The 22,413-nt window shown below is 68.0% G+C and carries 19 protein-coding genes; 8 read left to right on the top strand and 11 right to left on the bottom strand.

Annotation, left to right across the window (positions count from 1 at the left end):
• Window positions 1-7 precede the first annotated feature (7 nt).
• The 5 genes from asnB to ACLJQ7_RS21890 form a co-directional block, all read right to left on the bottom strand.
• The gene (gene asnB, locus ACLJQ7_RS21910) at window positions 8-1,903 is read right to left on the bottom strand and encodes an asparagine synthase (glutamine-hydrolyzing) (protein ID WP_410650059.1); all 1,896 of its coding nucleotides are present in this window, start codon (window positions 1,901-1,903) and stop codon (window positions 8-10) included.
• 15 nt (window positions 1,904-1,918) lie between these two features.
• The gene (locus tag ACLJQ7_RS21905; protein WP_410650058.1) at window positions 1,919-3,601 is read right to left on the bottom strand and encodes a Wzz/FepE/Etk N-terminal domain-containing protein; all 1,683 of its coding nucleotides are present in this window, start codon (window positions 3,599-3,601) and stop codon (window positions 1,919-1,921) included.
• Window positions 3,598-4,899, bottom strand: a complete 1,302-nt coding sequence (locus tag ACLJQ7_RS21900; protein WP_410650293.1) for an exopolysaccharide biosynthesis protein — start codon at window positions 4,897-4,899, stop codon at window positions 3,598-3,600. Before ACLJQ7_RS21900 ends, ACLJQ7_RS21905 begins: the two co-directional genes overlap by 4 nt.
• A gap of 138 nt (window positions 4,900-5,037) precedes the next feature.
• Entirely contained in the window at window positions 5,038-6,225 is a 1,188-nt protein-coding gene (locus ACLJQ7_RS21895; protein WP_410650057.1) for a glycosyltransferase family 4 protein, read from the bottom strand.
• Window positions 6,206-7,522 (bottom strand): nucleotide sugar dehydrogenase, encoded by a 1,317-nt coding sequence (locus ACLJQ7_RS21890; RefSeq protein ID WP_410650056.1) that lies wholly within the window; start codon window positions 7,520-7,522, stop codon window positions 6,206-6,208. The genes ACLJQ7_RS21895 and ACLJQ7_RS21890 overlap by 20 nt, the downstream gene beginning before the upstream one ends.
• Before the next feature lie 337 nt (window positions 7,523-7,859).
• Between ACLJQ7_RS21890 and ACLJQ7_RS21885 the strand changes: the two genes are divergently transcribed.
• Complete coding sequence (locus tag ACLJQ7_RS21885) at window positions 7,860-8,834, top strand: hypothetical protein (protein WP_410650055.1); 975 nt, start codon at window positions 7,860-7,862, stop codon at window positions 8,832-8,834.
• Between the two features lie 179 nt (window positions 8,835-9,013).
• Window positions 9,014-10,414, top strand: a complete 1,401-nt coding sequence (locus tag ACLJQ7_RS21880) for a hypothetical protein (RefSeq protein ID WP_410650054.1) — start codon at window positions 9,014-9,016, stop codon at window positions 10,412-10,414.
• 51 nt (window positions 10,415-10,465) lie between these two features.
• Here the strand turns inward: ACLJQ7_RS21880 and ACLJQ7_RS21875 are convergent, their stop codons facing one another.
• From ACLJQ7_RS21875 to ddaH, 3 genes are all read right to left on the bottom strand, one after another.
• Entirely contained in the window at window positions 10,466-11,134 is a 669-nt protein-coding gene (locus ACLJQ7_RS21875) for a glycoside hydrolase family 75 protein (RefSeq protein WP_410650053.1), read from the bottom strand.
• 105 nt (window positions 11,135-11,239) lie between these two features.
• The gene (locus tag ACLJQ7_RS21870; RefSeq protein WP_410650052.1) at window positions 11,240-11,896 is read right to left on the bottom strand and encodes a polysaccharide deacetylase family protein; all 657 of its coding nucleotides are present in this window, start codon (window positions 11,894-11,896) and stop codon (window positions 11,240-11,242) included.
• A 92-nt stretch (window positions 11,897-11,988) separates the two neighbouring features.
• Window positions 11,989-12,834 carry a dimethylargininase gene (gene ddaH, locus ACLJQ7_RS21865; RefSeq protein ID WP_410650051.1) on the bottom strand — a complete coding sequence of 282 codons (846 nt, stop codon included), beginning with the start codon at window positions 12,832-12,834 and terminating at the stop codon, window positions 11,989-11,991.
• Window positions 12,835-12,908: 74 nt separating this feature from the next.
• Here ddaH and ACLJQ7_RS21860 point away from each other — a divergent pair, with 74 nt between their 5' ends.
• The 4 genes from ACLJQ7_RS21860 to ACLJQ7_RS21845 all read left to right on the top strand — a co-directional run bounded on the left by ACLJQ7_RS21860 (window position 12,909) and on the right by ACLJQ7_RS21845 (window position 17,384).
• Entirely contained in the window at window positions 12,909-13,355 is a 447-nt protein-coding gene (locus ACLJQ7_RS21860; RefSeq protein WP_005151923.1) for an Lrp/AsnC family transcriptional regulator, read from the top strand.
• A 13-nt stretch (window positions 13,356-13,368) separates the two neighbouring features.
• Complete coding sequence (locus tag ACLJQ7_RS21855; protein WP_410650050.1) at window positions 13,369-14,121, top strand: enoyl-CoA hydratase; 753 nt, start codon at window positions 13,369-13,371, stop codon at window positions 14,119-14,121.
• Between the two features lie 291 nt (window positions 14,122-14,412).
• Window positions 14,413-16,320, top strand: a complete 1,908-nt coding sequence (locus ACLJQ7_RS21850; RefSeq protein WP_410650049.1) for a 2-oxoacid:acceptor oxidoreductase subunit alpha — start codon at window positions 14,413-14,415, stop codon at window positions 16,318-16,320.
• On the top strand, window positions 16,317-17,384 hold the full coding sequence (locus ACLJQ7_RS21845) for a 2-oxoacid:ferredoxin oxidoreductase subunit beta (protein WP_410650048.1): 1,068 nt from the start codon (window positions 16,317-16,319) through the stop codon (window positions 17,382-17,384). Before ACLJQ7_RS21850 ends, ACLJQ7_RS21845 begins: the two co-directional genes overlap by 4 nt.
• Window positions 17,385-17,452: 68 nt before the next feature.
• Here ACLJQ7_RS21845 and ACLJQ7_RS21840 read toward each other — a convergent pair whose 3' ends face one another.
• Window positions 17,453-18,793: a hypothetical protein gene (locus tag ACLJQ7_RS21840; protein WP_410650047.1), complete on the bottom strand. Its 1,341-nt coding sequence runs from the start codon at window positions 18,791-18,793 to the stop codon at window positions 17,453-17,455.
• A gap of 15 nt (window positions 18,794-18,808) precedes the next feature.
• Complete coding sequence (locus tag ACLJQ7_RS21835) at window positions 18,809-19,834, bottom strand: polyprenyl synthetase family protein (RefSeq protein WP_410650292.1); 1,026 nt, start codon at window positions 19,832-19,834, stop codon at window positions 18,809-18,811.
• A gap of 284 nt (window positions 19,835-20,118) precedes the next feature.
• On the opposite strand from ACLJQ7_RS21835, the gene ACLJQ7_RS21830 reads away from it, so the two are divergent.
• Window positions 20,119-21,273, top strand: coding sequence for a Fic family protein (locus tag ACLJQ7_RS21830; RefSeq protein ID WP_410650046.1), 1,155 nt, complete (start codon window positions 20,119-20,121; stop codon window positions 21,271-21,273).
• On the opposite strand, the gene ACLJQ7_RS21825 is transcribed toward ACLJQ7_RS21830, so the two are convergent.
• Window positions 21,245-21,559 carry a DUF6204 family protein gene (locus ACLJQ7_RS21825; RefSeq protein ID WP_410650045.1) on the bottom strand — a complete coding sequence of 105 codons (315 nt, stop codon included), beginning with the start codon at window positions 21,557-21,559 and terminating at the stop codon, window positions 21,245-21,247. The genes ACLJQ7_RS21830 and ACLJQ7_RS21825 overlap by 29 nt on opposite strands.
• A gap of 179 nt (window positions 21,560-21,738) precedes the next feature.
• Between ACLJQ7_RS21825 and ACLJQ7_RS21820 the strand changes: the two genes are divergently transcribed.
• Window positions 21,739-22,398 carry a hypothetical protein gene (locus ACLJQ7_RS21820; RefSeq protein WP_410650044.1) on the top strand — a complete coding sequence of 220 codons (660 nt, stop codon included), beginning with the start codon at window positions 21,739-21,741 and terminating at the stop codon, window positions 22,396-22,398.
• Window positions 22,399-22,413 lie beyond the last annotated feature (15 nt).

Below are 22,413 nucleotides of genomic sequence, written 5' to 3'. Positions count from 1 at the left end.
TCAGCGATCAGGTGGTCCGGGCCGAAACGGCGCCGCGGTACCAGTACTCGAGGGTCAAGATGTGCCAGAGATGCTTGGACCGGTCCTGCTGCCCGGACGCGTCTTCGTCGACGAGCTTCTGCAGGGCCTCACGACGGAGGAACCCGGCCTTCACCAATTCACCTTCGTTCGTCACCTCGCGCACCAGCGGAGCGAGGTCGCGGCTCATCCAGGCCCGCAGCGGCGCACTGAACAGGCCCTTCGGCCGGTGCACGATCTCGGCGGGAAGAATCGACAGCGCCGCTTCCTTCAGCGCCATCTTCCCTTGGCGCTTCACGATCTTCCGGTCACCGGGGATCCGGAACGCGGCCTTCACGACCTCGACGTCGACGAACGGCGTCCGCACCTCGGTGGAGGCGGCCATACTGGACCGGTCGGTGTAGGCGAGGTTGAGCCCCGGCAGGAAAAGCCGGGAATCGGCGAGGCACATACGGTTCACGAAGTCCGACAACGTGTTGTCGTGGTAGGTGTCCGCGTGTTCGGTGAGCACGTCGTCCACCGCGCCGGCGAGGTCCGGGTTCAGCAGACCGACGAGCTCGGCCTGGTCGTACATCGTGTAGCTCCGCCGGAACGCGGTCTCCTCGGGCAGCTCCGCGAACGAGAGGAACCGCTTGGCGAACCGGACCGACCGGAACCCGCGTTTCGACGTCGCCACCGGCAGTCTGTCCACAAGGGACTCCACCGGCCGCCGCACGAGACCGGGGACACGCTGGTAGGTGACGGCGAGCTGGTTCGCGAGATGCTTGCGGTACCCGGCGAAGAGCTCGTCGGCACCCATGCCCGAGAGCATCACCTTGACACCCGCCTCGCGGGCCGCGGTACAGATCAGGTAGCTGTTGATCGCCGCCGGGTCGCCGATCGGCTCGTCGAGGTGGTACGTCATCCGCGGCAGCAGATCCAGCACCTGGGGGGCGATCTCGATCTCGTGCAGGTCGACGCCGAACTTCGCGGCGACCTTCTTCGCGTACATCAGGTCGTCCGGCATCGCCTCGAACTTCGCGTCCTCGGCCCGGAAACCGATGGTGTACGCGGAGATCCCCGGCTGTTCACGAGCGGCGAGCGCGGTCAGGTAGCTGGAGTCGAGCCCGCCGGAGAGGAACGTCGCGACCGGCACGTCCGCGATCAGGTGCTTCCGGGTGGAATCCTCGATGACGGCGTTGAGGTCGAACTCGCCCTCGTAGGCGGCGCCTTCCTCGGCGACCTGGCGCAGCGACCAGAAGGTGCCGCGTTCGACGTCGCCGTTCGGCCGGAACCGCGCCCAGCTGCCCGGCGGCAGCTTCTCGGCCTCCTTGAACGCGCAGCGGCCGTCCGGGACCCAGTAGTAGAGCAGGGAAGCGACGAGCGCGGTGTCGTCGACGGTCAGTGAGCCGCCCAGTTCGGCGGCCAGCGCCTTCAGCTCGGACGCGAACGCGACGCCCTTGCCGCGGCGTACCAGGAAGAGCGGCTTGATCCCCAGCTGGTCGCGGACCAGCACCAGCTCGCCGGACCGCTCGTCGAAGACACCGAACGCGAACATGCCGCGCAGCCGGTGCAAGCCCTCGGTGCCCCATGCGCGCCAGGCTTCCAGCAGGACCTCGGTGTCGGATGTGCCCCGGAAGCGCACACCGGTGGCTTCGAGTTCCTTCCGCAGCTCCGGCGCGTTGTACAGCTCGCCGTTGTAGGTCAGCGCCAGCCTGTCCTTGACCATCGGCTGCGAGCCGGTCTCGGTCAGGTCGACGATCGACAGCCGCCGGTGTCCTAAGTGGACTTCCCCGTGATCGTACCTGCCGGAACCGTCCGGCCCCCGGTGGGCGAGGGTCTTGGTGAGCCGATCCCGTAGCGGTCCCCCGTCCGGCCAGAAGTAGGCCCCTGCGATACCGCACATCTGCTTTCGCTCCCCTTACAAGGCTTCGGCGTTGTCCTGCTTGACCGGTGCGAATCGGGTCGTCGGCTGGTCGGCGTCGTTCACTTCGGCCCGCTTGTACGGCGTCGGCGTGCGGCGCGGCGCCGTCTTCGGGGCGGTCTCGGGTGGCGCCACGGCGAGCCGCCGCACGGTGGGCTCGTCGTCCGGGAACATCTCGACCGGTTTCGGCGGCGGCCCGGCGGGCCTCGCGTGCGGGGCGCGATCGAGCTTCGGCTGCGGACGGCGCGCGGGCAGCGGCTCGGGTGTCCGCGCGGGCTCGGCGGCCCGGCCGCGCAGCGCGGTGTGCAGGCCGTCCCACAGGGTGCCGTCGGTGTGGTCGCGCGGATCCGGGTCGACCAGCACGACCCCGATGATCGGGATCCGCCGTTCGGCCAGCTGACGCGCGACGGTGTGCAGCCATTCGGTGTTCGCCTGCCCGGCGCGCACGACGAGGATCGCTTCGCTGCCGAGGTGTTCGAGATCCGTCCACGCGGTCCCGGGCTCGATCGAGCCGACGCCGATACGGCGTTCACCGGGAACCTTCGGCTCGTCGCGGTCCAGAACGCGGATCTTGGATCCGGCGGCCAGCGCGCGCAAGCCCGCCTTCGGCAACTCGTCGACGAGCGCGACCGGCGCCTGCTCCACGAGCTCGTTCGCGATGTCGACGGCCAGCGCGGCCGTCGTGGTGCGCGCGCCGAGGTCGAGCAGCGACACCGTCCCGTCGTCCTCGCGGATCGCGCGGATCAGCGTCTTCGCGACCCGTTCGCGTTCCTCCAGCGCACGGCGTTTCCGGAACCAGCGCGGCGGTTTCGGCAGCTGCGCGATCACCGAGGCACCGAGATGGCGGGAGATCTCGCGGCGCAGAACCGGCCGGTCCTTCACCACGCTGCCGATGGCGGCGAGGACCAGGCCCGCCAGTAGCCCGAGCACCAGGCCGATCCCGGCGGCGGTGCCGGCGGACTTCAGCAGCGACTTCGGCAGGATCCGCGGCGCGTCCACGATCTGCGTCCCCGCGCCGACCTTCGGGGTGCCGAGGCCCGCTTCCTGCGCACGGCCGTCGTAGTCGGAGATCTTGGACGTCAGCTCCGCGCGGCGGGAGTACAGCCGCTCCAGCTGAGCCGGGTTGGGGTTCCGCTTCGCTTCTTCGGCGACGATGTCGTTCTGGGTGGTGCCGAGCTCGGACTGTGCCTGGTTGCGCTGATCGAGCAGTGCCTTCTGCTCGGCCGCCGCACCCGCCTGGTTGCGTGCGACGTACTCGGCGATGAAGGCGTCGGAAAGCGCCTGCGCGCGGGCGATCGCGTCGGCGTTGTCCTTGCCCTTGACCGTCACCTGGAGGACGTTGTTTGTCACGCCGAGCGCGGTGTAGTCCTTGAGGAACTCTTCAGGCGGCTGCGTGCTGTTCAGCTTCTTGAGCGCGTCGCCGGCGATCTTCGTCGTCTGCAGCACGGCGACGTCGGTCTCCATCAGCGTGCCGCTGTCGCTGGGCGAATCGTCCGCGTGGACGACCAGGATCTTCGCCACGGCCGTGGGCGGCGACGGCAGGAACATCGCCACCAGCCCGCCGGCGATCAGCCCGGCGAGGGCGGTGGCCAGCCACAGGCGACGACGCCGCCGGACCGAGACCACCAGCCGCTGGAGATCGATGAGCGGCTCGGATTTCTCTTTTTCGGCGGTCGTCACGGGGTACCTGCCAGTGCTTCTCGATCTTTTCCGGCCTGCTTCCCGGATTTCGCGCCCGGGGCGCGGGTCGGCCGGACGGGGCGGATCAGCACCGCTCCCACCACGGCCGGCCCCGCGTCGACGCACGCCTCGGCGACACCGACCAGTTCCCACGCGGTTCGCGTGCCCAGCCCGAGCACGACGAGCACACCTTCGGCGGCATGGTCGTCCACGACCGGCCGTGCCGGGGCCACCGTGACGACGGTGATCCGGCGGCCGGCGAGTTCGGCGATCCTGGTGGCCGCGGTCCGCGCGGCATGGTCGCCTTCGGCCACCAGCACCAGCAGCCGCCGCTGCGGGAGGCGGGACACGAGGCGGCGGTAGTGGACGTCGCCGTCGATCTCGTCGGGGGTGACGTCGATCCGCCGGATGTTCCACGGCTTGTCGTCGCCCAGCAGTTTCGCCCGCAGGCTGCGCGTCGGCTCACCGGCGGTGTCGGGGATGTCAGGGATATCCACAGTGGCCAGCACCGGGCCGCCGAGCGCCGCGCCGATCTCTTCCTCGTCCCGCAACCGCCGGTCGGTGCGGGCGGCGAACAGGTGGCCGAGCAGGCCGAACACGAAGAACAGCACCGCGCCGCCGAGGGCGAGCTGCGGCAACGTCGGCGTCGCCGCCGAAGTCGGCCGCTCCGCCGCGCCCATCACGACCATGCTGCCGAGTCCGCCGCTCGTGGTGTCGGTGGCGTTGAGGGTCGACATCGCCTGCTCGATCGACGAGCGCAACGCGGCCAGCTCGGTGCGCAGCTGGACGGTCTCCACCGAGGTCGTCCCGTCGGAGACCTTCTCCGTCAGTTCGGAGATCCGCTGGTTCGCCTGCGTGACCTGCTGGCGCAGGGTCTCGCGGCGTTCCTGCGCCACCTTGACCGCGGCGTCGCCGGTGCTGGCGAGGACCTGCGTCGAGTACTTCACGAATTCCTGGGCGACCTGGTCCGCGACCTGCTGCGCGTGCTCGGCGGAGTCGTCGGTCGCGGCGATGGTGATGACGTTGCCCTGCGCGACCGTGGTGCTCACCCGGTCACGCAGGTCGGCGCCGCCGCCGCGGCCGAGGACCGCGGCGGCCCGGTCGAGCACCACCGAACTGGTCGCCACCTCGGCCTGGGTGAGCAGTTCGTCCGCCTCACGCGGGCCCTGCAGCAGCACGTTGGACGTCGTCCGGTAGCCAGGGGAAAGGAACACCGACGATCCCGCACCGACCAGGGCGCCGAGGAGGGCGAGGACCACCAGGGTCCGCCACCTCCCGCGCAGGACCTGCCCGATCATGGACAGGCGCACCGTGTCGTCAGTCAAAGCCGGGATCTCCGTCCGGTGCGTGGGGGTGTGCATGAATCCCGTCGGACCGGCCACCGCGTTGGTTACAGAGTTGCCCGACTCTTGTTCAAAACGCGACCGGGAAGCCGATCATCGGACCGCGGCCGCATAGGCCGCGAGCAGGGCTTTCTGGGAGTTCTCCCACGACAGTGCACCGGCGACGCGCGCCCGTCCCAGCTCACCCATGGCGGTCCGCTGGTCCGGCGAGTCGAGCAGATGCGCGATCAGCTTCGCGAACTCCGGCTCGTCGTTCGCCGGGGCGTAAAGGGCGGCCTCTCCGGCCGAAACCCTGGCCTCCCGCAATTCGAAGGAAACGATGGGGCGGCTCATCGCCATGTACTCCATGATCTTGTTCATGGTCGACACGTCGTTGAGCGGGTTCAAGGGATCCGGCGAAAGGCAGACGTCGGCCGCGGACAGGTAGCGCAGCAGGTCTTCGTCGGAGATCCGGCCGGTGAACTCGACCTGGTCGTCGAGCTTCAGTTCCTTGGACAACGCCACCATGGCGTCGAAAGCGTCGCCGGAGCCGATGAACACGGCGTGCCAGTCGGTGCGGCCGACGGTGTCACGCAGCGAAGCGAGCGCGCGTAAGGCGTAGTCGACGCCGTCCTGCGGGCCCATCACGCCGAGGTACGCCAGCAGATGCGGCTTGCCCTTCTTCAGCTCGGGCTCGACCGGGACCAGGTGGAACCGCTCGACCACGGGCGCGCTGCGCACGACGAAGACGTCGTCCGGCGACTTGCCGCCGCGTTTCACGGCGACGTCCTTGTAACTCTCGTTGGTCGCGATGACGACGTCGGCCGTCTTGTACGTTCGGCGCTCCAGCGCGCAGACCGCGCGGTACAGGAAGTCCTCGCCGCGGTCGAAGCGCGAGAGGTACAGCTCGGGGCAGAGGTCGTGCTGGTCGAAGATGAACTTCGCGCCCTGGCGCTTGAGATACAGCGCGACCAGGAACAGCAGGTCCGGCGGGTTGCAGGCGTGCACGACGTCCACGCGGCCGACCTTGCGGGCGAGCCGGAGCGTGTGCCACAGCGCGGAGCCGTACTCCTGGACGTACCCGGCCGGGCCACCGGTGGCGGCCTTCAACGGGTACCGCAGGATGTGGACGCCGTCGATGGTGACTTCGGCTTCGGTGTCCCGCTTTGTCCCTTGTGGACAGATGACGTGGACTTCCCAGCCTGCGTCGCGAAGCGTCTGGCACTCCTGCCAGACGCGGCGATCGAAGGGGACGGACAGGTTCTCGACGAGGATGAGAGCTTTACCAGGCAAGACCGACATATCCCTCTTCAGCCCGGCGACGGTCGGCGTCGGGTACGCGGACGAGATCGATGATGGTGTGGCCGCCGCCCGCCGGGAGGGCCGCGAGAACCTCCGGATCGGTGCAGCCGACGAGACAGACCTCGGCGTGGTCGACGACCTCGCCGACGGAGCCGGCGAGCAGCTGGCCGAGATGCGGCAGCCTGCCCTCGATGTACTCGCGGTTCGCGCCCATCAGCCGCGAAAGGCTGACGTTGGCGTCGTAGATGCGGAGGTCGTAGCCCTTGCCGAGCAGGCGCTCGGCGAGTTCGACGAGCGGGCTCTCCCGTAAGTCGTCTGTGCCGGGTTTGAACGACAGGCCGAACAACCCGACCTTGCGTTTCCCGGTGCGCGCGACCAGATCGAAGGCGCGCTGGAGGTGCTCGTCGTTGGAGGGCAGCACGTGCGACAGGATCGGAACGGCGACGTCCGCGCGATGCGCGGCGTAGACCAGGCCGCGCAGATCCTTGGGGAGGCACGAGCCGCCGAAGGCGAACCCGGGGCGGAGGTAGGCGGGGCTGATGTTGAGCTTGCGGTCGGCGAGGAAGACGTCGATCACCTGATGCGAGTCGAGCCCCAGCGCCCGGCAGATGGCGCCGAGCTCGTTCGCGAAGCCGATCTTGAGCCCGTGAAAGGAATTGTCGGCGTACTTCGTCATCTCGGCGACCGGGATCGGGACGCGGAAGACCTCGCCGGGAAGGCCTTCGTAAAGCGCCGCGACGACGTCACCGCTCGCCGCGTCGAGCTCGCCGATGACGGTCTTGGGCGGATCGAAGAAGTCCTTGACGCTGCTGCCCTCGCGCAGGAACTCGGGGTTCACCGCGACCCCGAAGTCGACGCCCGCCGTGCGGCCGGAGGACTTCTCCAGAATGGGGACGAGCAGGTCCAGGCAGGTGCCGGGGAGCATGGTGCTGCGGAAGACGACGGTGTGTCGTTGCGTCTTGGTCTTGAGCGCTTCGCCGATTTCCTCGGCGACGCGCTCCAGGAACGCCGTCGACAGGCTGCCGTTCGGCGCCGACGGGGTACCGACGCAGATGAGGGAGACTTCGCTGTCCGCGATCGCCTGTCTCACGTCGGTCGTCGCTCTCAGCTTGCCCTCAGCGACCACCTCCGCGGTCAGTTCCCCGATCCGGTCTTCGACCACCGGCGCCTTGCCGCTGGAGACGAGGTCGATCTTCACCGGGTTCACGTCGACCCCGACGACCTCGTGCCCGCGTCCGGCAAGGCACGCCGCGGACACGCAACCGACGTAACCGAGCCCGAAGACACTGATCTTCATGACGAATTCCTCCAGCCGCATTCCGCTGCCCGTTGGTCGGCGGGACGGCCGGGTTCGTTACCGGTGTCCGGCGTTCGGCGGAATTGCTGTCGGACAAAGGAAACGAGCATCGTCCGAGGGGCCCGAAACGCTACAGGCGGGACGTAAGGGTTTCGTCTCGATAGTCGTGAGTGATTCCGGTCGTCATAACGACCGGAATCACTCACGACCTACCACGCTTCGTCCCGGCGCGGGCTTTTTCGACCCGGTTGTGGACAACCATCCCTCCGCTCGGCCGGTTGTCCACAGATTCATCCAGCGTTCACCACCGGCGCTTTCGTGCTGCGATCGTCGACGCATGCCCTTGCCCGAACGACGAGGCACGAGTCTCCTCCCACCGTCTCTCATCAAGAAACAACAGGGAATCGTCAGCAAAGCCCAGCTTCGTTCATCCGGCCACACCCGGTCGGACGTCCGCGCGAAAGTCGACGGAGGTCGATGGCAGATCGTCCTGCCCGGTGTGGTCGCCACGTTCACCGGCGCCTTGTCCCGGCAAGCGAAACTGTGCGCCGCCTTGCTGTACGGCGGGAAGGACGCCGTCCTCAGCCATCACACGGCCGCCGAGGAATGGCATCTGGTACCGATCGCCGGCGGGCCGGTGGAAATAACCGTTCCCTATACGAACTCCGCGATCTCCCGACCCCCGCTAGTCGTCGTGCACCGGTCACGGACGCTGGCACGCACGGCGATCAAAACGAACCCGCCTCGAACCCGATTGGCCGACACCATCATCGACCTGGCCACATCACGGGCCACCCCACAGGAGGCGACGAACGCCATCGTCGACCTTGTCGGCCGCAGCCGGGTGACGACGTCCGAGCTGGAAGCGCGCCTCGACCTCCGGCCCCCGTTCCGGCACCGCGCCGGGATCCGGCGAGGGCTCGAACTGGTCCGCGGCGGCCTGATGTCCGCACTCGAAGTGGCCTACCAGGAAGACGTCGAAGACCTTCATGGCCTTCCCCGCGGAAGCAGGCAAACCCCCTTCGAGGTCGACGAAAAGACACTCTGGGAGGACGTCACCTACGACGCGCAGGGCGCCGCGGTGACCGTCCGGCTCGACGGCAGGTCGACACACTCGACACCGGGTGTCGCCTTCCGGGACCGTCGCCGTGACAACGCCGCGGAACTGGCCGGCCGGGCAAGGCTGGTTTATGGGTGGCGTGACGTCCGGGACACACTGTGCGCGGTGGCCGCCGAGGTTCGGGCCATTCTGCTGCGCGAAGGCTGGAATCCCCGAGGCGCAAGGAAAAACGTCTGTCCGCGCTGCCGCTGATCGCGGGAAGATCTCTAGAACACGTCCAGGACGCCCGTACGGTTGCCCGGCCGTGGCGCCGGAATGTTCCGCGCTGGCCACTCTCCGAACCGGACTTTAGGTTCGATCCGTCAACGATGATCGCCTGGGGGCGTCCGCAAGGAACGGGTGCGTGCCAGGCGGGACTGGGGAACACACCAATGCGAAGAACATCGCTGCGCGCGCTCGGCGTGCTCACCGCGGCCTTCACCCTCACGGGGCTGGTGACGGCCACACCCGCGAGCGCCGAGCCGGGCCCGAACCTCAAAGTGACGGCCACGGTCGTTCAAGGCCGTTACCTGCCGGGGGACGAGATCCCGGTCGACGTGACCGTCACCAACGTCGGTGACACCACCGCCGTCGAGGCCAAGGGGAGCAACTACACGCTCTCGGGGCCGTACTTCACGGTTCCCCGAGGAGCTTGGGGCGATCTGGAGAACGAAGGCCCCGGAGCCTCCTACGCTCCCGGAGAGACCCGGACCTACCGCGTGATCGGCAAGTCGATGTACGGCGGCAAAGAGGACCCCGCCGTGCAGTTCGAGGTGTACACCCCCGGCGATGTCGACTACCGGGACAACGCCGCCATCGTCACCATCGAGCACGTTCCGGCCGGTACGACCGATCGTGTCGCCGGGCAGCTGTACGGAGACGCGAACGAGGACGGCGTGCCGTCTCCCGGAGAGGGCCTGGCCGGGGCCGAAGTCCACTTGAGCGGCGTGGTCATGACGGGCGAACTGGTCACCACCACCGACTCCGCCGGCCGGTTCGAATTCGCCGCCGTGCCGATCACCCCCAACGCGAGTATCTACTTCTGGAAGGTCCCCAACGGCTGGGACTCCCCGCACACGAGTGATCTCAGGGTGGACGGAAGCGGATCGCAGACCGCACTCGTCATCAAGGCGACCCGCCCGTTGACCGACGTGCTCCAGGCGAGCGGCAGCCTCGACAAGGCGAGCTACACCGTGGGCGAGACCGCCAAGGCGACGGTCGTCCTCACCAACATCGGCGACCGGCCGCTGGCCGGCCTGTGGGTGGGTTGCGACCCGGTGGGCAGCGGGCTGGATCTCGAGATCGACGATACCCAATGGGGCCACTTCAGCCCGGCGAAACAGGCGGGCGCGCTCGCGCCCGGCCAGCGCCTGGAAATCACGGTCACGGGCAAGGTCCCGGAGAAGGCGAGTTACTTCGGCAGGGTCTTCCTGACGTGTTACATCGCGAGCAAGAGCGCAAGCTCCGGTCCTCAGGTCGAGGCATTCGGCAAGGTGCCGGGCAAACGGGCCGACTCCCGCGGCCGGATCTGGACCGACAAGAACGGCAACGGCCAGTGGGACTCCGGCGAGCAGGTGCCGAACGTGACCGCCACCTTGACCACCGACGGCGGGAAACTCGTGTCGCTCGCGAGAAGCGACGCCGACGGCTGGGTGACCTTCCCGAACGTCGCGGTCGGCCTCTACCGGTTGCGGACAGTCGCGCCGTGGCGAGCTGTCGGCGACACCGATGTCTACATCATCGCCCCGCCCTACGGGTTCGGTGACTGGCAACAGCGCGTGGCCCGGCGCTGATCGGCCGGACGACGAACGGCCCCGGGGGCGAAAGCTCCCGGGGCCCGATCCTCAGCCCTGCACGAACTTCGCCGCTAAGCCCTCACCCACGGCCGTCGACTTCCCGTTGTCCTCGATCGGCGACACCTTCGAGTTCTTGAAACAGATGTACGTGACCCCCGAGTCGACGCCGCCGTTCTTCGGGTCCGGGTTGATCCCGAGCGCTTTCGCTGCCGCGTAGGACGCTTCGCCGATGATGTCCTTCGGGCCGGTGTCACCGATGACGGTGTAAAGCACCTTGTCGTGGTAGATCACCGCGCACGAACCGGCGCCCTTGAGCCCCGCCTTCTCGAAGTTCCACGTGCTGCTGATGCTCGGCACGACGACATAAGGCGTCTGGTCGGCGATCAGCGCTTTGCCGTCGGAACGCGGGTACGCGGTGCCGTCCTGGAACCACGGGTCCGTGTTCTTGTTGCACCGCGCGGTCGGCTGCCCGTCGCAGTCGACGTCCATGTCGGCCTTCCAGAACACGGCGCTCCCCGCGTCGCAGACCGCGATGGTCCGGCCGGTTTCGTCGTCGGTCTGGTACTTGCCGTTCGACACCTGCTTGCAACCGGTGGTCTTCGCCAGCAACTGCTGCGCGGTCGGGGCGGCCTGTATCGAAGGGGAAGCCACGGCCGTCGCCGCGGGGGCCAGTCCCGCGGCCACCACCATCGCCGAGAACAGGAGCAGTTTCCGCATTCCGAGCACCCCTTTGTTAATAAAGCTTCTTTATCGAGGATGCTCAGAATGCCTTTGCCGACGGTTCGGCTCAAGGGCTATTTTCCCACCACACAACGAAACCGGTCAAAAGCGGGCAAGCCTGGCGACCCGCGCCATGATCCGTCCCGCTCGGCGGTACAGGCCCTCCCGCTCACCGAGCACGCTGTCGATCCACTCCTGGTCGACGTCGTGCCGGACCTCGATCCGCGGCCGCAGCCAGCCGTCACGCGAAGCCGCGCCACCTTCGGTCGTGTAGACCCTCGTCGCGCCGGAACGCCGGAGCCTGCTGAGCACCCGCCGGTCGTAGGCACCGAACGGCGGCGCGTACGCGCGCACGGGTCTCCCGCTCAGGTCCGCGAGCAGTTTCGGCGCGGTTTCCAGTTCACGCCGGGCGTTCCGGGCGTCGAGCCGCCGCCAGTCGCGGTGCTCCCAGCCATGCGAGCCGATCGACATGCCCGCCTCGACCAGCGCGCGAAGGCCGTCGGCGTCAAGGAAACCCCGCTGCCCGATCCGGCCTGCCAGCGGGAAGAACTCGGCCGTGAGATCGCGCTCCACCAGTCTGGGGAGCGCGATCTCGACGTCCGAGGAGTTGCCGTCGTCGAACGTGAGGCCGACGTCATCGCGTCCGGCCACGGTGTCGAGCACCCGCTCGAACTGTTCGACCGTCACCCATGTTTCGTTTTCGCCTGGATCCAGCGCGCGCACGGGCCTGCCCACGCCGCCTATCGCCAGGATCACCATCCGCCGCCTCATTCGGGACCGAGTATGTTTCCCGATTAATCGAGTTCGCGAATGGAGTAGTTACATGATCCCGCAAGGTGTCCACTAATGGATTACTTGCGGATCTCCAGGGTGCAGCACTTCGGGCCGCCGCCCGCCTTTCTCAGCTCGGAGATGTCCAGGAAGACGACTTCGTAGCCACGTTCGGTCAGCCGTGCCGCCAATCCGGTCGCCTCGACCGGCAGAACGACGTTACGGCCGTCGGACACCCCGTTCAGGCCGAAGCACTCCGCGTCGGCCCGGTCCGCGATTACCGCGTCGGGGAACATCCGCTCCAGCACCTTCCGCGACCCGGCCGAGAACGCCTCCGGGTAGTAGGCGATCTGGGCGGGCGTGGCGTCGGTGGCCTCGGCGAGCACGAACAGCGCGGTGTCGAGGTGGTAGTAGCTCGGGTCGATCAGCCGCAGCGACACGACCGGGACACCGAGGACCTCCTGCGCTTCGGCGTGCGCCGCCGGGTCGGTCCGGAAGCCGGTGCCGGCGAGCAGGACCTTGCCGGTCCACGCGAAGTCGCCCTCGGCCTCGTTGATCTTCTCGGGCATGGTGATGTCGCGGTAGCCGTGCTCGACGAACCAGCGGCGGAAGTGCTCGGCCTCGGCGGTGCGCTGCGGCGCGCGGAACCGCGAGCCGAGGACACGACCGTCGACGACGGTGCCGGAGTTCGCGGCGAACACCATGTCGGGCAGCCCTGGCTGGGCGTCGATCTCCTCGACGGTGTGACCGAGGCGCCGATAGGTGTCACGGAGTTCGGTCCATTGCGCCATCGCGGTGTCGACGCTGACCGGGACCGACGGGTCCATCCACGGGTTGATGACGTAGTCCACCGCGAAGTACCGCGGCGGGCACATGAGGTAGCGGCGCGTCGTGGGTACACGGGGCTGCTGCTCCAGTTCCGGCATACCCGAAGGGTAAGGCTTACCTAATTCCGCAATCAATCGCTGTTCGCTGCGCATATACCTGCTAAACATTGCGTGTGAACACCATCGACCAGCGAATCGTTTCATGCCTGATGGCCAACGCGAGGTCCAGCTACGCCGACATCGGCAAGGTCGTCGGTCTGTCCGCGCCCGCGGTGAAACGGCGGGTCGACAGACTGCTCGAAACCGGGGTTCTGCGCGGGTTCACCGCGGTCGTCGATCCCGAAGCACTGGGCTGGGGCACCGAGGCGTTCGTCGAGATGACCTGCAACGGCAACATCACCCCGGCCCGGATCCGCGCCCGGCTGGAGCCGTTGCCGGAGGTCGTCGCGGCGTACACGGTGTCAGGCGCGGCCGACGCGATCGTCCATCTGCGCGCGTCGGACATCCACCATCTGGAGACCGCGCTGGAACGGCTGCGCGGCCTGGAGATCGTCGACCGCACGGTGTCCACCGTCGTCCTGTCCCGGTTACTGGAACGCCCGCCGACGCCGGAAGCGTGACACCCTCGTCCCCGTGACCGATCAGATCCACTCCAGCCACGACAGCGGCGTCGCCGTGCTCACCATCGACGCGCCCGCGACCCGCAACGCCCTGACGCTCGACCTCTCCGCGCAGCTGGCCGAGGCCGTTTCGCGCGCCGAAGCCGACAAAAGTGTCCACGCTTTGGTCATCACCGGCGCGCCGCCGGCGTTCTGCGCGGGCGCCGATCTGGACACGCTCGCCGGCGCCCAGGAGGACGGGCTCCGCGCGATCTACGACGGATTCCTCTCGGTTGCGCGGTGTTCCCTCCCGACGATCGCCGCGGTCGGCGGGGCCGCCGTGGGCGCCGGACTGAACCTCGCGCTCGCCGCGGACGTCCGCATCATGGGACCGAAGGCGAAGTTCGTGGCCAGATTTCTCGATCTGGGCATTCATCCCGGCGGCGGGATGACGTGGATGATCCAGCGGCTCGTCGGTCCGCAGAAGGCCGCGGCGATGACGCTCTTCGGTGAAGTCGTCGGCGCCGAAGCCGCTGTCGAATGCGGGCTCGCGCTCCGGCTCGTCGAAGGGGATCTGATCGACGCGGCCCGTGAACTGGCGAAACCCGCCGTCGGCGCCCCGCGCGACGTCCTCCTCGCGACGAAGCGCACGCTCCGGCACACCGCCGGACTGACCGACCATTCGGCCGCCGTCGACGCCGAGATCGGGCCACAGCTGGCGTCACTCACCGCACCCGCGTTCACCGAACGGCTGGCCAGGCTCAAGGCTTCGATGACCGGCCACTGACCGTTCCTCGACCGGACTTCACTACGCTGGAAGGAGATACGGCTCACAGTCGAGCCGCATCGCCGACCGTTACCATCGGTAACAGATAAACCGGATAATCCCCGCTCAGCGCCGAGCTCAGGACACTCGAGGAGTAGGTCCAGACCGTTTTTACGGCAACCTGGAGAGTGTGCCGAGGACTAACCTCGGGACATGGCACCTGTGACCTGGCCGACATCGCCGGGCGAGGCAAGCCGACCCCCGGCACGGCCGGGGGACGACGCACGTCGGGAGAGAGGGAATCCCTGACCTATGAGCACGAGTGCGAACGGCAACGGCTCCTTGTCGGCCGTCAGGCCCACCGAGGTCGCCAAGCTGGACCGGGTGGTCATCCGGTTCGCCGGTGACTCCGGTGACGGCATGCAGCTGACGGGCGACCGCTTCACCTCGGAGGCGGCCGCCTTCGGCAACGACCTGTCGACCATGCCGAACTTCCCCGCGGAGATCCGCGCGCCGCAGGGCACCATCCCCGGCGTCTCGAGCTTCCAGGTGCACTTCGCCGACTACGACATCCTGACGCCGGGCGACCGGCCGGACGTCCTGGTCGCGATGAACCCCGCCGCGCTGAAGGCGAACGTCGCCGACGTCCCGGCGGGCGGGACGATCATCCTCAACACCGACGAGTTCACCAAGCGGAACCTGGTCAAGGTCGGTTACGAGAACGACCCGCTCGACGACGACACCCTTTCGGTCTATCAAGTCCACCGGGTGGCCATGTCGACGTTGACCAGAGGCGCGCTCGAAGCCACCGGACTGTCCAAAAAGGACGCCGAACGCGCGAAGAACATGTTCGCGCTCGGGCTGCTCTCCTGGATGTACCACCGGCCGACCGAAGGCACGGAACGGTTCCTGCGCGAGAAGTTCGCGAAGAAGGCCGACATCGCCGAGGCCAACATCCTGGCCTTCCGCGCGGGCTGGAACTACGGCGAGACGACGGAGTCGTTCGCGACGACGTACGAGGTCGCGCCCGCGAAATTGAACCAGGGCACGTACCGCCAGATCACCGGGAACACCGCGCTGGCGTACGGGCTGGTCGCCGCCGGGCAGCAGTCCGGCCTGCGGATCCTGCTGGGCACGTACCCGATCACCCCGGCGTCGGACATCCTCCACGAGCTGTCCAAGCACAAGAACTACGGCATCCTCACCTTCCAGGCCGAGGACGAGATCGCCGGTATCGGCGCGGCCCTCGGCGCCTCCTACGGCGGTGCGCTGGGCGTCACGTCGACTTCCGGTCCCGGTGTCGCGCTGAAGTCCGAAGCCATCGGTCTCGCGGTGATGACCGAACTGCCGCTGGTCGTCATCGACGTCCAGCGCGGTGGCCCGTCGACCGGCCTGCCGACCAAGACCGAACAGGCCGACCTGCTGCAGGCCATGTTCGGCCGCAACGGCGAATCCCCGGTGCCGATCGTCGCCCCGCTGTCCCCCGCCGACTGCTTCGACGCGGCGCTGGAGGCCACCAGGATCGCGCTGAAGTACCGCACCCCGGTCTTCCTGCTCTCGGACGGCGCGATCGCGAACGGCTCCGAGCCGTGGCTGATCCCGGACGTCGCGGACCTGCCCGATCTGCGCGTGGAATTCGCCACCGAGCCGAATGCCGAGGACGGTTCCGGGGAATTCTGGCCGTATGTACGTGACCCCGAGACCCTCGCCCGCGCGTGGGCGGTGCCGGGCGCCGCCGGGCTGCAGCACCGCATCGGCGGGCTGGAGAAGGCCGACAAGACCGGCCACATCTCCTACGAGCCCGACAACCACGACAAGATGGTCCGCCTGCGCCAGGCCAAGATCGACGGCATCGATGTCGGAGACCTCGTCGTCGACGACCCGAGCGGCGGCAAGGCACGGGTGCTGGCGCTCGGCTGGGGCTCCTCCTACGGCCCCATCGGCGCCGCGTGCCGCCGCGTCCGCAAGGACGGCATGCCGATCGCGCAGGCGCATCTGCGCCATCTCAACCCGTTCCCGGGCAACCTCGGCGACGTACTCCGTTCGTACGACACCGTCGTCGTCCCCGAAATGAACCTCGGCCAGCTTTCGATGCTCCTGAGGGCCAAGTACCTGGTCGACGTGAAGTCGTACACGAAGGTCGCCGGGCTGCCCTTCAAGGCCGAAGAGCTGCAAGGCGTCTTCACGGAGATCATCACCAGTACGGAGGGGACGAAGTGACCGCGATCGATCTGGGGATCCCCACCCTCGGCGGCTTGGACCTTGTGCCGACCGAAACCGAACCGCAGAAGGCGAAGGACTACAAGTCGGACCAGGAGGTCCGCTGGTGTCCCGGCTGCGGTGACTACGTCGTGCTCAACGCCGTGCAGTCGTTCCTGCCGACACTCGGCCTCAAGCGCGAGAACATCGTGTTCATCTCGGGGATCGGGTGCTCGTCCCGGTTCCCGTACTACCTGAACACCTACGGCATGCACTCGATCCACGGCCGGGCGCCGTCGATCGCCACCGGGCTCGCGACCGCGCGGCCGGATCTGTCGGTGTGGGTCGTCACCGGTGACGGCGACGCGCTGTCCATCGGCGGCAACCACCTGATCCACGCGTTGCGCCGCAACGTGAACATCAAGATCCTGCTGTTCAACAACCGGATCTACGGCCTCACCAAGGGTCAGTACTCGCCGACCTCCGGGCCGGGCATGGTCACGAAGTCCACCCCGATGGGCTCGGTCGACACCCCGTTCAACCCGCTTTCGCTGGCGATCGGCGCCGAGGCGTCGTTCGTGGGCCGCGCGCTCGACTCGGACCGCAAGGGCCTGACCGAGGTGCTGGAGGCCGCCGCGAAGCACCGCGGGTCAGCGCTGGTGGAGATCTACCAGAACTGCCCGATCTTCAACGACGGCGCCTTCGACGTCCTCAAGGACAAGGACGAGGCCGCGACCCGGCTCATCCCGCTGAAGGCGGGCGAGCCGGTCAAGTTCGGGCCGCAGGGCGAATACGGGGTCACGCGGAGCGGCTGGGCCGGCCTGGAGGTCGGGAAGGTCGCGAACATCGGCGAGGAGAATCTCGTCGTGCACGACCCGGCGATCGAGGACACGTCGTACGCTTTCGCGCTCTCGCGGATCGGCGACCAGAACCTGAACCACGTGCCGACCGGCATCCTGCGGCAGGTCGAGCGGCCCACCTACGACGACCAGGCGCGCGCCCAGGTCGCGGAGGCCCAGGCCGCGCGGAAGCCCGATCTGCAGGGTCTTTTGCGCGGCAAGGACACCTGGACCGTCGTCAGCTAGCCCGGTCCCGAACGCCATGAAAGGTCCTTTCCTTGCAAATTTTGCAAGGAAAGGACCTTTCATTGCACTTAGGTGAGGGGGCGGAACCCCACGCGCTCCGCGTCGGCGGCGGTCCGGAACCAGACCTCCGCGACCATCTTCGGGAACTGCGGCGACTCCTCCGTGCAGTACCGCAGGGCGGTCACGCTGGCCTTGACCGCGAAGTCGTCGGCGGGACGGCCACCGCCCGGCCGCGGCATCGCCGAACCGGGACCGAACGGACCGGGCGGGACCGACTCGGTCACCGGAGCGACCTGCCGCGCGGGCGGGGGCTCCGGGGCGGGCATCGCGTCGCCCGGCTGGACGGCGGGCTCGAACAGCGAACCGCTCTGCCCACCGGACAGCTCCGGCTCACGACGCTCGATCGCCCGCATGGACGGCTGGATGGGCTGCGGCGGCTCGAAACCACCGCGCACCGCACCCCGCGGCGTGCGTTTGGGCAGCACCTGGGTGGCTTCGGCGGGCGTCTCTGGCTCCGAGCCGAGGAGCCCGGCCTTCGCTTCCTCGTCGGAACCGAACGCGTACGCGGGCGGGTTGTGAAGCTCCTCTTCCCGCTCGAACCAGTTGGTCTCGACGGGGGCCTGCTCGGTCTCCACGCGCGACGCGGGGTTGAACAGCGAAACCGGCTCCGGCTGCGTCTCGACGCCTTCGGGGTCCAGCTGCATCTCCAGGCGGGACCGGTACGGCCCTTCAGGCGGTGCCGACGGCTGTGGCTCGGGTTCCGGCTCGGGCTCGACGTCCAGCTTCGAGGCGGGCTGGAGGTAGTCGGTCGCCGCGGCGACGTACGGGTTCTCCGGCTCGGGCTCGGGTTCCGGCTCCGGCAAGGCCGCCGGGATGTACTGCGTCCGCTCAGCCGCGAGCTCCACGTCAGGCTCGGGCTCGGGGTCCGGCTGGGGCGCGGTGCGGTACTCGGCCTCGTACTCTTCTTCGGGCTCGAAGATCTGCGTCGCGGAGTGCTCCGGCTCCTCGGCAGTGTCTTCATGAATGTCTTCGCGAATGTCTTCGCGAATGTCTTCGCGAACGTCCTCGTGCACGTCTTCGGCAGGCTCGGTCCACTGCTGCGCGGGCTCCTGCTCGGTGAGCGTCTCGGGGTACGCGGGCTTCGGCTCCTCGACGGCCTGGAACTCCTCGTCCAGCTCGTCGTGCGACGGCTTCGCGAGGTACGCGGTCCCGCCGGCGACGGCCGCGGCACCCGCGCCGAGGCTCACCCCGGCCGGCAGTCTCGACGTCTCGGCGTGCGCGGTGGCCAGCGAGCTTTCCAGCTCACGGATGCGCTTGCGCGCCGGGAGCACCAGCACCAGCCAGGTGAGCAGCGCGCCGACGACGAACGCCAGCAGACTCCACAGCCAAACCTGTCCGAAAATGGACATCTAACCTGCCCTTTGTCAATGCGTTCGTGCGACCAGGTAGTCGGCGACCGATTCGCAGGCGTCCCGGGCGGGCGACGCGGGCAGCGCCGCGAGTTCGGCACGCGCCCGACGAGCGTAGTCGGAAAGAGTTTCGCGTGCGCGTTCGAGTCCGGACGAGGCACGCAGCAGGTCCAGGGCCTCGGCGACGAGCTTGTCGTCGGAGATCGGCCCCGACAGCAGCTCCACCAGGCGCGGGTCGGTGCCCGGGTCGGCCAGCGCGTACAGCATCGGAAGGGTGCGGACGCCTTCGCGCAGGTCCGTTCCCTGCGCCTTGCCGAGTTCGTCCGAGGCGGACGCGATGTCGATCACGTCGTCGGAGATCTGGAACGCCGTCCCGATGATGTCGCCGAAGCGGCGGAGCGCGTCGATGAAGTGGTCGGGCGCGCCGGACATCATCCCGCCGAACCGGCCGGAGGTGGCGATCAGCGAGCCGGTCTTCTGCGCGATGACCGTGAGGTAGTGCTCGACCGCGTCGTCGCCGTCTGCCGGGCCGACGGTCTCGCGCATCTGCCCGGTGACCAGCTCACCGAAGGTCTCGGCGATGATCCGGGCCGCGTCGGTGCCGAGGTCGGCGACCAGCCGCGAGGCGTGCGCGAACAGGAAGTCGCCGGTCAGGATGGCGATGGTGTTGTCCCAGCGGGCGTTGACGCTCTCCGCGCCGCGGCGCATCGTCGCCTCGTCCATCACGTCGTCGTGGTACAGCGTCGCGAGGTGCACCAGCTCGACCGCCGCCGCGGCGGTGACCACCTGGTCGCCCTGCTTCGGCCCGAACTGCGAGGCCAGCAGCGTGAACAGCGGACGGAAACGTTTGCCACCCGCCTCGACCAGGTGCGAAGCGGCGTCTTCGACGGCCTTGACGTCACTGCGGACGACCTCGCGAAGCAGCGTCTCGACGTCGGCGAGACCGGTCGCGAGCGTGCGCAGGAGCTGCTCGTCGGCGATCTGGAGCCCCACGGACGCGCGCAGGTCCTCGATGGCACCACCTGGGGCAGGTGAAGACACAGACACGTCGGCTCCGCTCTCTTTGACACCGTTCGGGGTTGCTCCCAGCGTAGTGGCTAGCAGCTGAGGCCTGTTGACGTGCTGTCCAGGGGAAACGGTGACGAATATGACACCCCCGCCGAGTATCCTGCCCGCTTCGGCGCGAACTGGGGGGACACCGGCGTGACGACGAGGATCTCTGCGAGATCTGCGAGCGCTATCAGAGCCAAGTAGCACACCGGGTCTATTGTGATACTTTTTCAAGCTCAAGTATCACAGTAGACCCGACAGGAGAAGTGAGTACCATGCGGATCACAGCCGTTTCGGAACGCCAGAGAGCACATCTCGTGCGTTCGGAGCGCGGCTATCACGCCTTCGTCCCACCACCTCTCCCTCCAGACGTCGAGTTCGACCTCAACCTGGCGAGTGCGCTTTCCGCCGCGGACCGGGCCGTCGGCGAACTCGCCGGCATCGGACGCACCCTGCCGAGCGCGGCATTCCTGGTCCACTCGATGATGCGACGCGAGGCCGTGCTTTCCAGCCGGATCGAGGGCACGGAGGCGACCATGTCCGACCTCGTGCTGTTCGAGCTGCAGCCAACCGCCTCGAAACGAGGCTCCGACGTCGAAGAAGTACTCAACTATGTGACCGCGCTAGGACACGTCCTCGACCCCGAGCGCAGGCTGCCACTGAGCCTTCCTCTGCTGCGTGAAGCACATCGGGTTCTCCTCACCGGGGTCCGTGGCGGGTACGCCACGCCGGGTGAGTTCCGTCGTTCACAAAACTGGATCGGCCCACCCGGCTGCGTTCTCGACACGGCGAGCTACGTTCCTCCACCACCGGAACTGCTCTGGAACTGCCTCGACGCTTTCGAGAAGTACCTGCACGCCGAGCACGCCCTGCCACCGCTGATCACCATCGCCTGCCTGCATTACCAGTTCGAAGCGATACACCCCTTCATCGACGGCAATGGCCGAGTCGGCCGACTTCTGGTCGCCCTGCTCCTCGTCGAATGGGGCCTCTTGCCCGCTCCGCTCCTGGACCTGTCCGCATACTTGGAACCACGGCGCGACGAGTACTACGCCCGACTGCTCGCGGTCAGCACCCAAGGAGATTGGACCGGCTGGATCCACTTCTTCCTATCGGTATTGGGAAACCAGGCGATCGACGCGCGCAATCGCGCCGTCGCACTGCACTCACTCAGGCAGGAGTACCGGACGAGAACGACGTCCGCCCGCACTTCGAGTCTGCTGCCGCAACTCGTCGACGCGCTGTTCGAGACGCCTGCGATGACGATCAACAGGGCGGCTGACGTACTCGGCGTCACCCATCGGGCCGCGACCCAGAACGTGATCAAGCTGGTCGACGCGGGGGTACTGACGGAAATCCAGTCGCCAGGCCGCGTTCGACTCTTCCTGGCCGAGGAGATCCTCAGGACCCTGGACGGCGGCGGATCTTGATGTCGTCCATGCAGGTCGCCTTGCCCGCGACGTCGCGGTACGGATAGCCCTTGGCGTCCAGCAGTTCCATGACCTTCAGCTCGGCTTCGTCGAGCACGTCGCGTTCCTCTTCGCCCCGCAATGTGACGCGGAAGGTGAACGCGCCGAGGTGCGCGCTGTAGGTGAGCAGCCCGTCCTCGGTGAACCCCATCGACTGGTGCCGATCGAGCTCGGCGAGGAGCCGGGCGCGGGTGTCGGCGTCGGGGTGGTCGAACTTGCCGTTGACGAGGACGCGGTAGGTCGGCATGGGCTCAAATATACAGACCTGTATCCGGATACGAACTCGAATATCCAACGGGTGTGCGTGATCCACGGTCGAGTGAAACGACCGTCACACACGCAACGGGCGAATCCGACACGCAGATAGTGATGACAAAGGAAGAACGGCCAACCGGCTCGCTCTCCGTCACGTGAGGAGGACGTGGAATGCGCATCGCCATCGCCAGCCGGGCAGGCCTGGTCGGCGCCCTGCTGCTGGCAGGCCTCAGCGCCGGGGTCACCCCCGCCGCCGCGTCGAACCCCGCGGGCGTGGCCTCACTCGGCTCCGCCGCCTTCGCCAAGGGGACTTCAGTGCCGATCTCGATCGCCTCGATCGCCGACTGCGCGGTCGAGGGACCGACGAGCAACTCGTCCGGGGTCGTGAACAGGACGGGGATCACGTTCGGTGGTGGCACGACGACGTGCACGACCACCGTCGTCGACCCCGAGAACGACGTGACCACGACCAAATCGGAGGCCAACGGACAGAATTTCGAGCTGTCGGCTCTGGTCTCGTCGAGCGGGCCGAGAATCAAGATCAGGTCCTACTCGGTCAGCTGCACGGCCACGCAGACCAGCACCAACGCGAACTGGACCTACGGCGGCGCGACCGGGCTCGGCACCCTCCCGTCGCCGGTGCCGGCCGGCTACGTCAAACCGATCACCAAGCCCAACGGCACCCTGCTCGCCGAAGCGATCTTCAACGAGCAGACGTTGCCGGGCAACGGCAGCATCGGGCTGACCATGCTGCGGATCAAGTTCGCCCCGGCCTCGAACATCACCGGCGAAGTGATCGTCGGGCGCACGGCCTGCTCCCCCACTCCGTAAGCCATCCCGCCGGGA

Origin of the sequence: Amycolatopsis sp. cmx-4-54, assembly GCF_046548895.1 — a bacterium.
Lineage (GTDB): Bacteria > Actinomycetota > Actinomycetes > Mycobacteriales > Pseudonocardiaceae > Amycolatopsis.
The sequence above is the reverse complement of the archived record's forward strand: the minus strand, read 5'-3'. Positions and strand labels throughout refer to the sequence as shown.

Bases quoted from the DNA above. Each gene is read 5' to 3' on its own strand.
- asnB (WP_410650059.1), bottom strand. From the start codon at position 1,903: ATGTGCGGTATCGCAGGGGCCTACTTCTGGCCGGACGGGGGACCGCTA.
- ACLJQ7_RS21900 (WP_410650293.1), bottom strand. From the start codon at position 4,899: ATGATCGGGCAGGTCCTGCGCGGGAGGTGGCGGACCCTGGTGGTCCTC.
- ACLJQ7_RS21895 (WP_410650057.1), bottom strand. From the start codon at position 6,225: ATGTCGGTCTTGCCTGGTAAAGCTCTCATCCTCGTCGAGAACCTGTCC.
- ACLJQ7_RS21890 (WP_410650056.1), bottom strand. From the start codon at position 7,522: ATGAAGATCAGTGTCTTCGGGCTCGGTTACGTCGGTTGCGTGTCCGCG.
- ACLJQ7_RS21885 (WP_410650055.1), top strand. From the start codon at position 7,860: ATGCCCTTGCCCGAACGACGAGGCACGAGTCTCCTCCCACCGTCTCTC.
- ACLJQ7_RS21880 (WP_410650054.1), top strand. From the start codon at position 9,014: ATGCGAAGAACATCGCTGCGCGCGCTCGGCGTGCTCACCGCGGCCTTC.
- ACLJQ7_RS21875 (WP_410650053.1), bottom strand. From the start codon at position 11,134: ATGCGGAAACTGCTCCTGTTCTCGGCGATGGTGGTGGCCGCGGGACTG.
- ACLJQ7_RS21870 (WP_410650052.1), bottom strand. From the start codon at position 11,896: ATGGTGATCCTGGCGATAGGCGGCGTGGGCAGGCCCGTGCGCGCGCTG.
- ddaH (WP_410650051.1), bottom strand. From the start codon at position 12,834: ATGCCGGAACTGGAGCAGCAGCCCCGTGTACCCACGACGCGCCGCTAC.
- ACLJQ7_RS21850 (WP_410650049.1), top strand. From the start codon at position 14,413: ATGAGCACGAGTGCGAACGGCAACGGCTCCTTGTCGGCCGTCAGGCCC.
- ACLJQ7_RS21840 (WP_410650047.1), bottom strand. From the start codon at position 18,793: ATGTCCATTTTCGGACAGGTTTGGCTGTGGAGTCTGCTGGCGTTCGTC.
- ACLJQ7_RS21830 (WP_410650046.1), top strand. From the start codon at position 20,119: ATGCGGATCACAGCCGTTTCGGAACGCCAGAGAGCACATCTCGTGCGT.
- ACLJQ7_RS21825 (WP_410650045.1), bottom strand. From the start codon at position 21,559: ATGCCGACCTACCGCGTCCTCGTCAACGGCAAGTTCGACCACCCCGAC.
- ACLJQ7_RS21820 (WP_410650044.1), top strand. From the start codon at position 21,739: ATGCGCATCGCCATCGCCAGCCGGGCAGGCCTGGTCGGCGCCCTGCTG.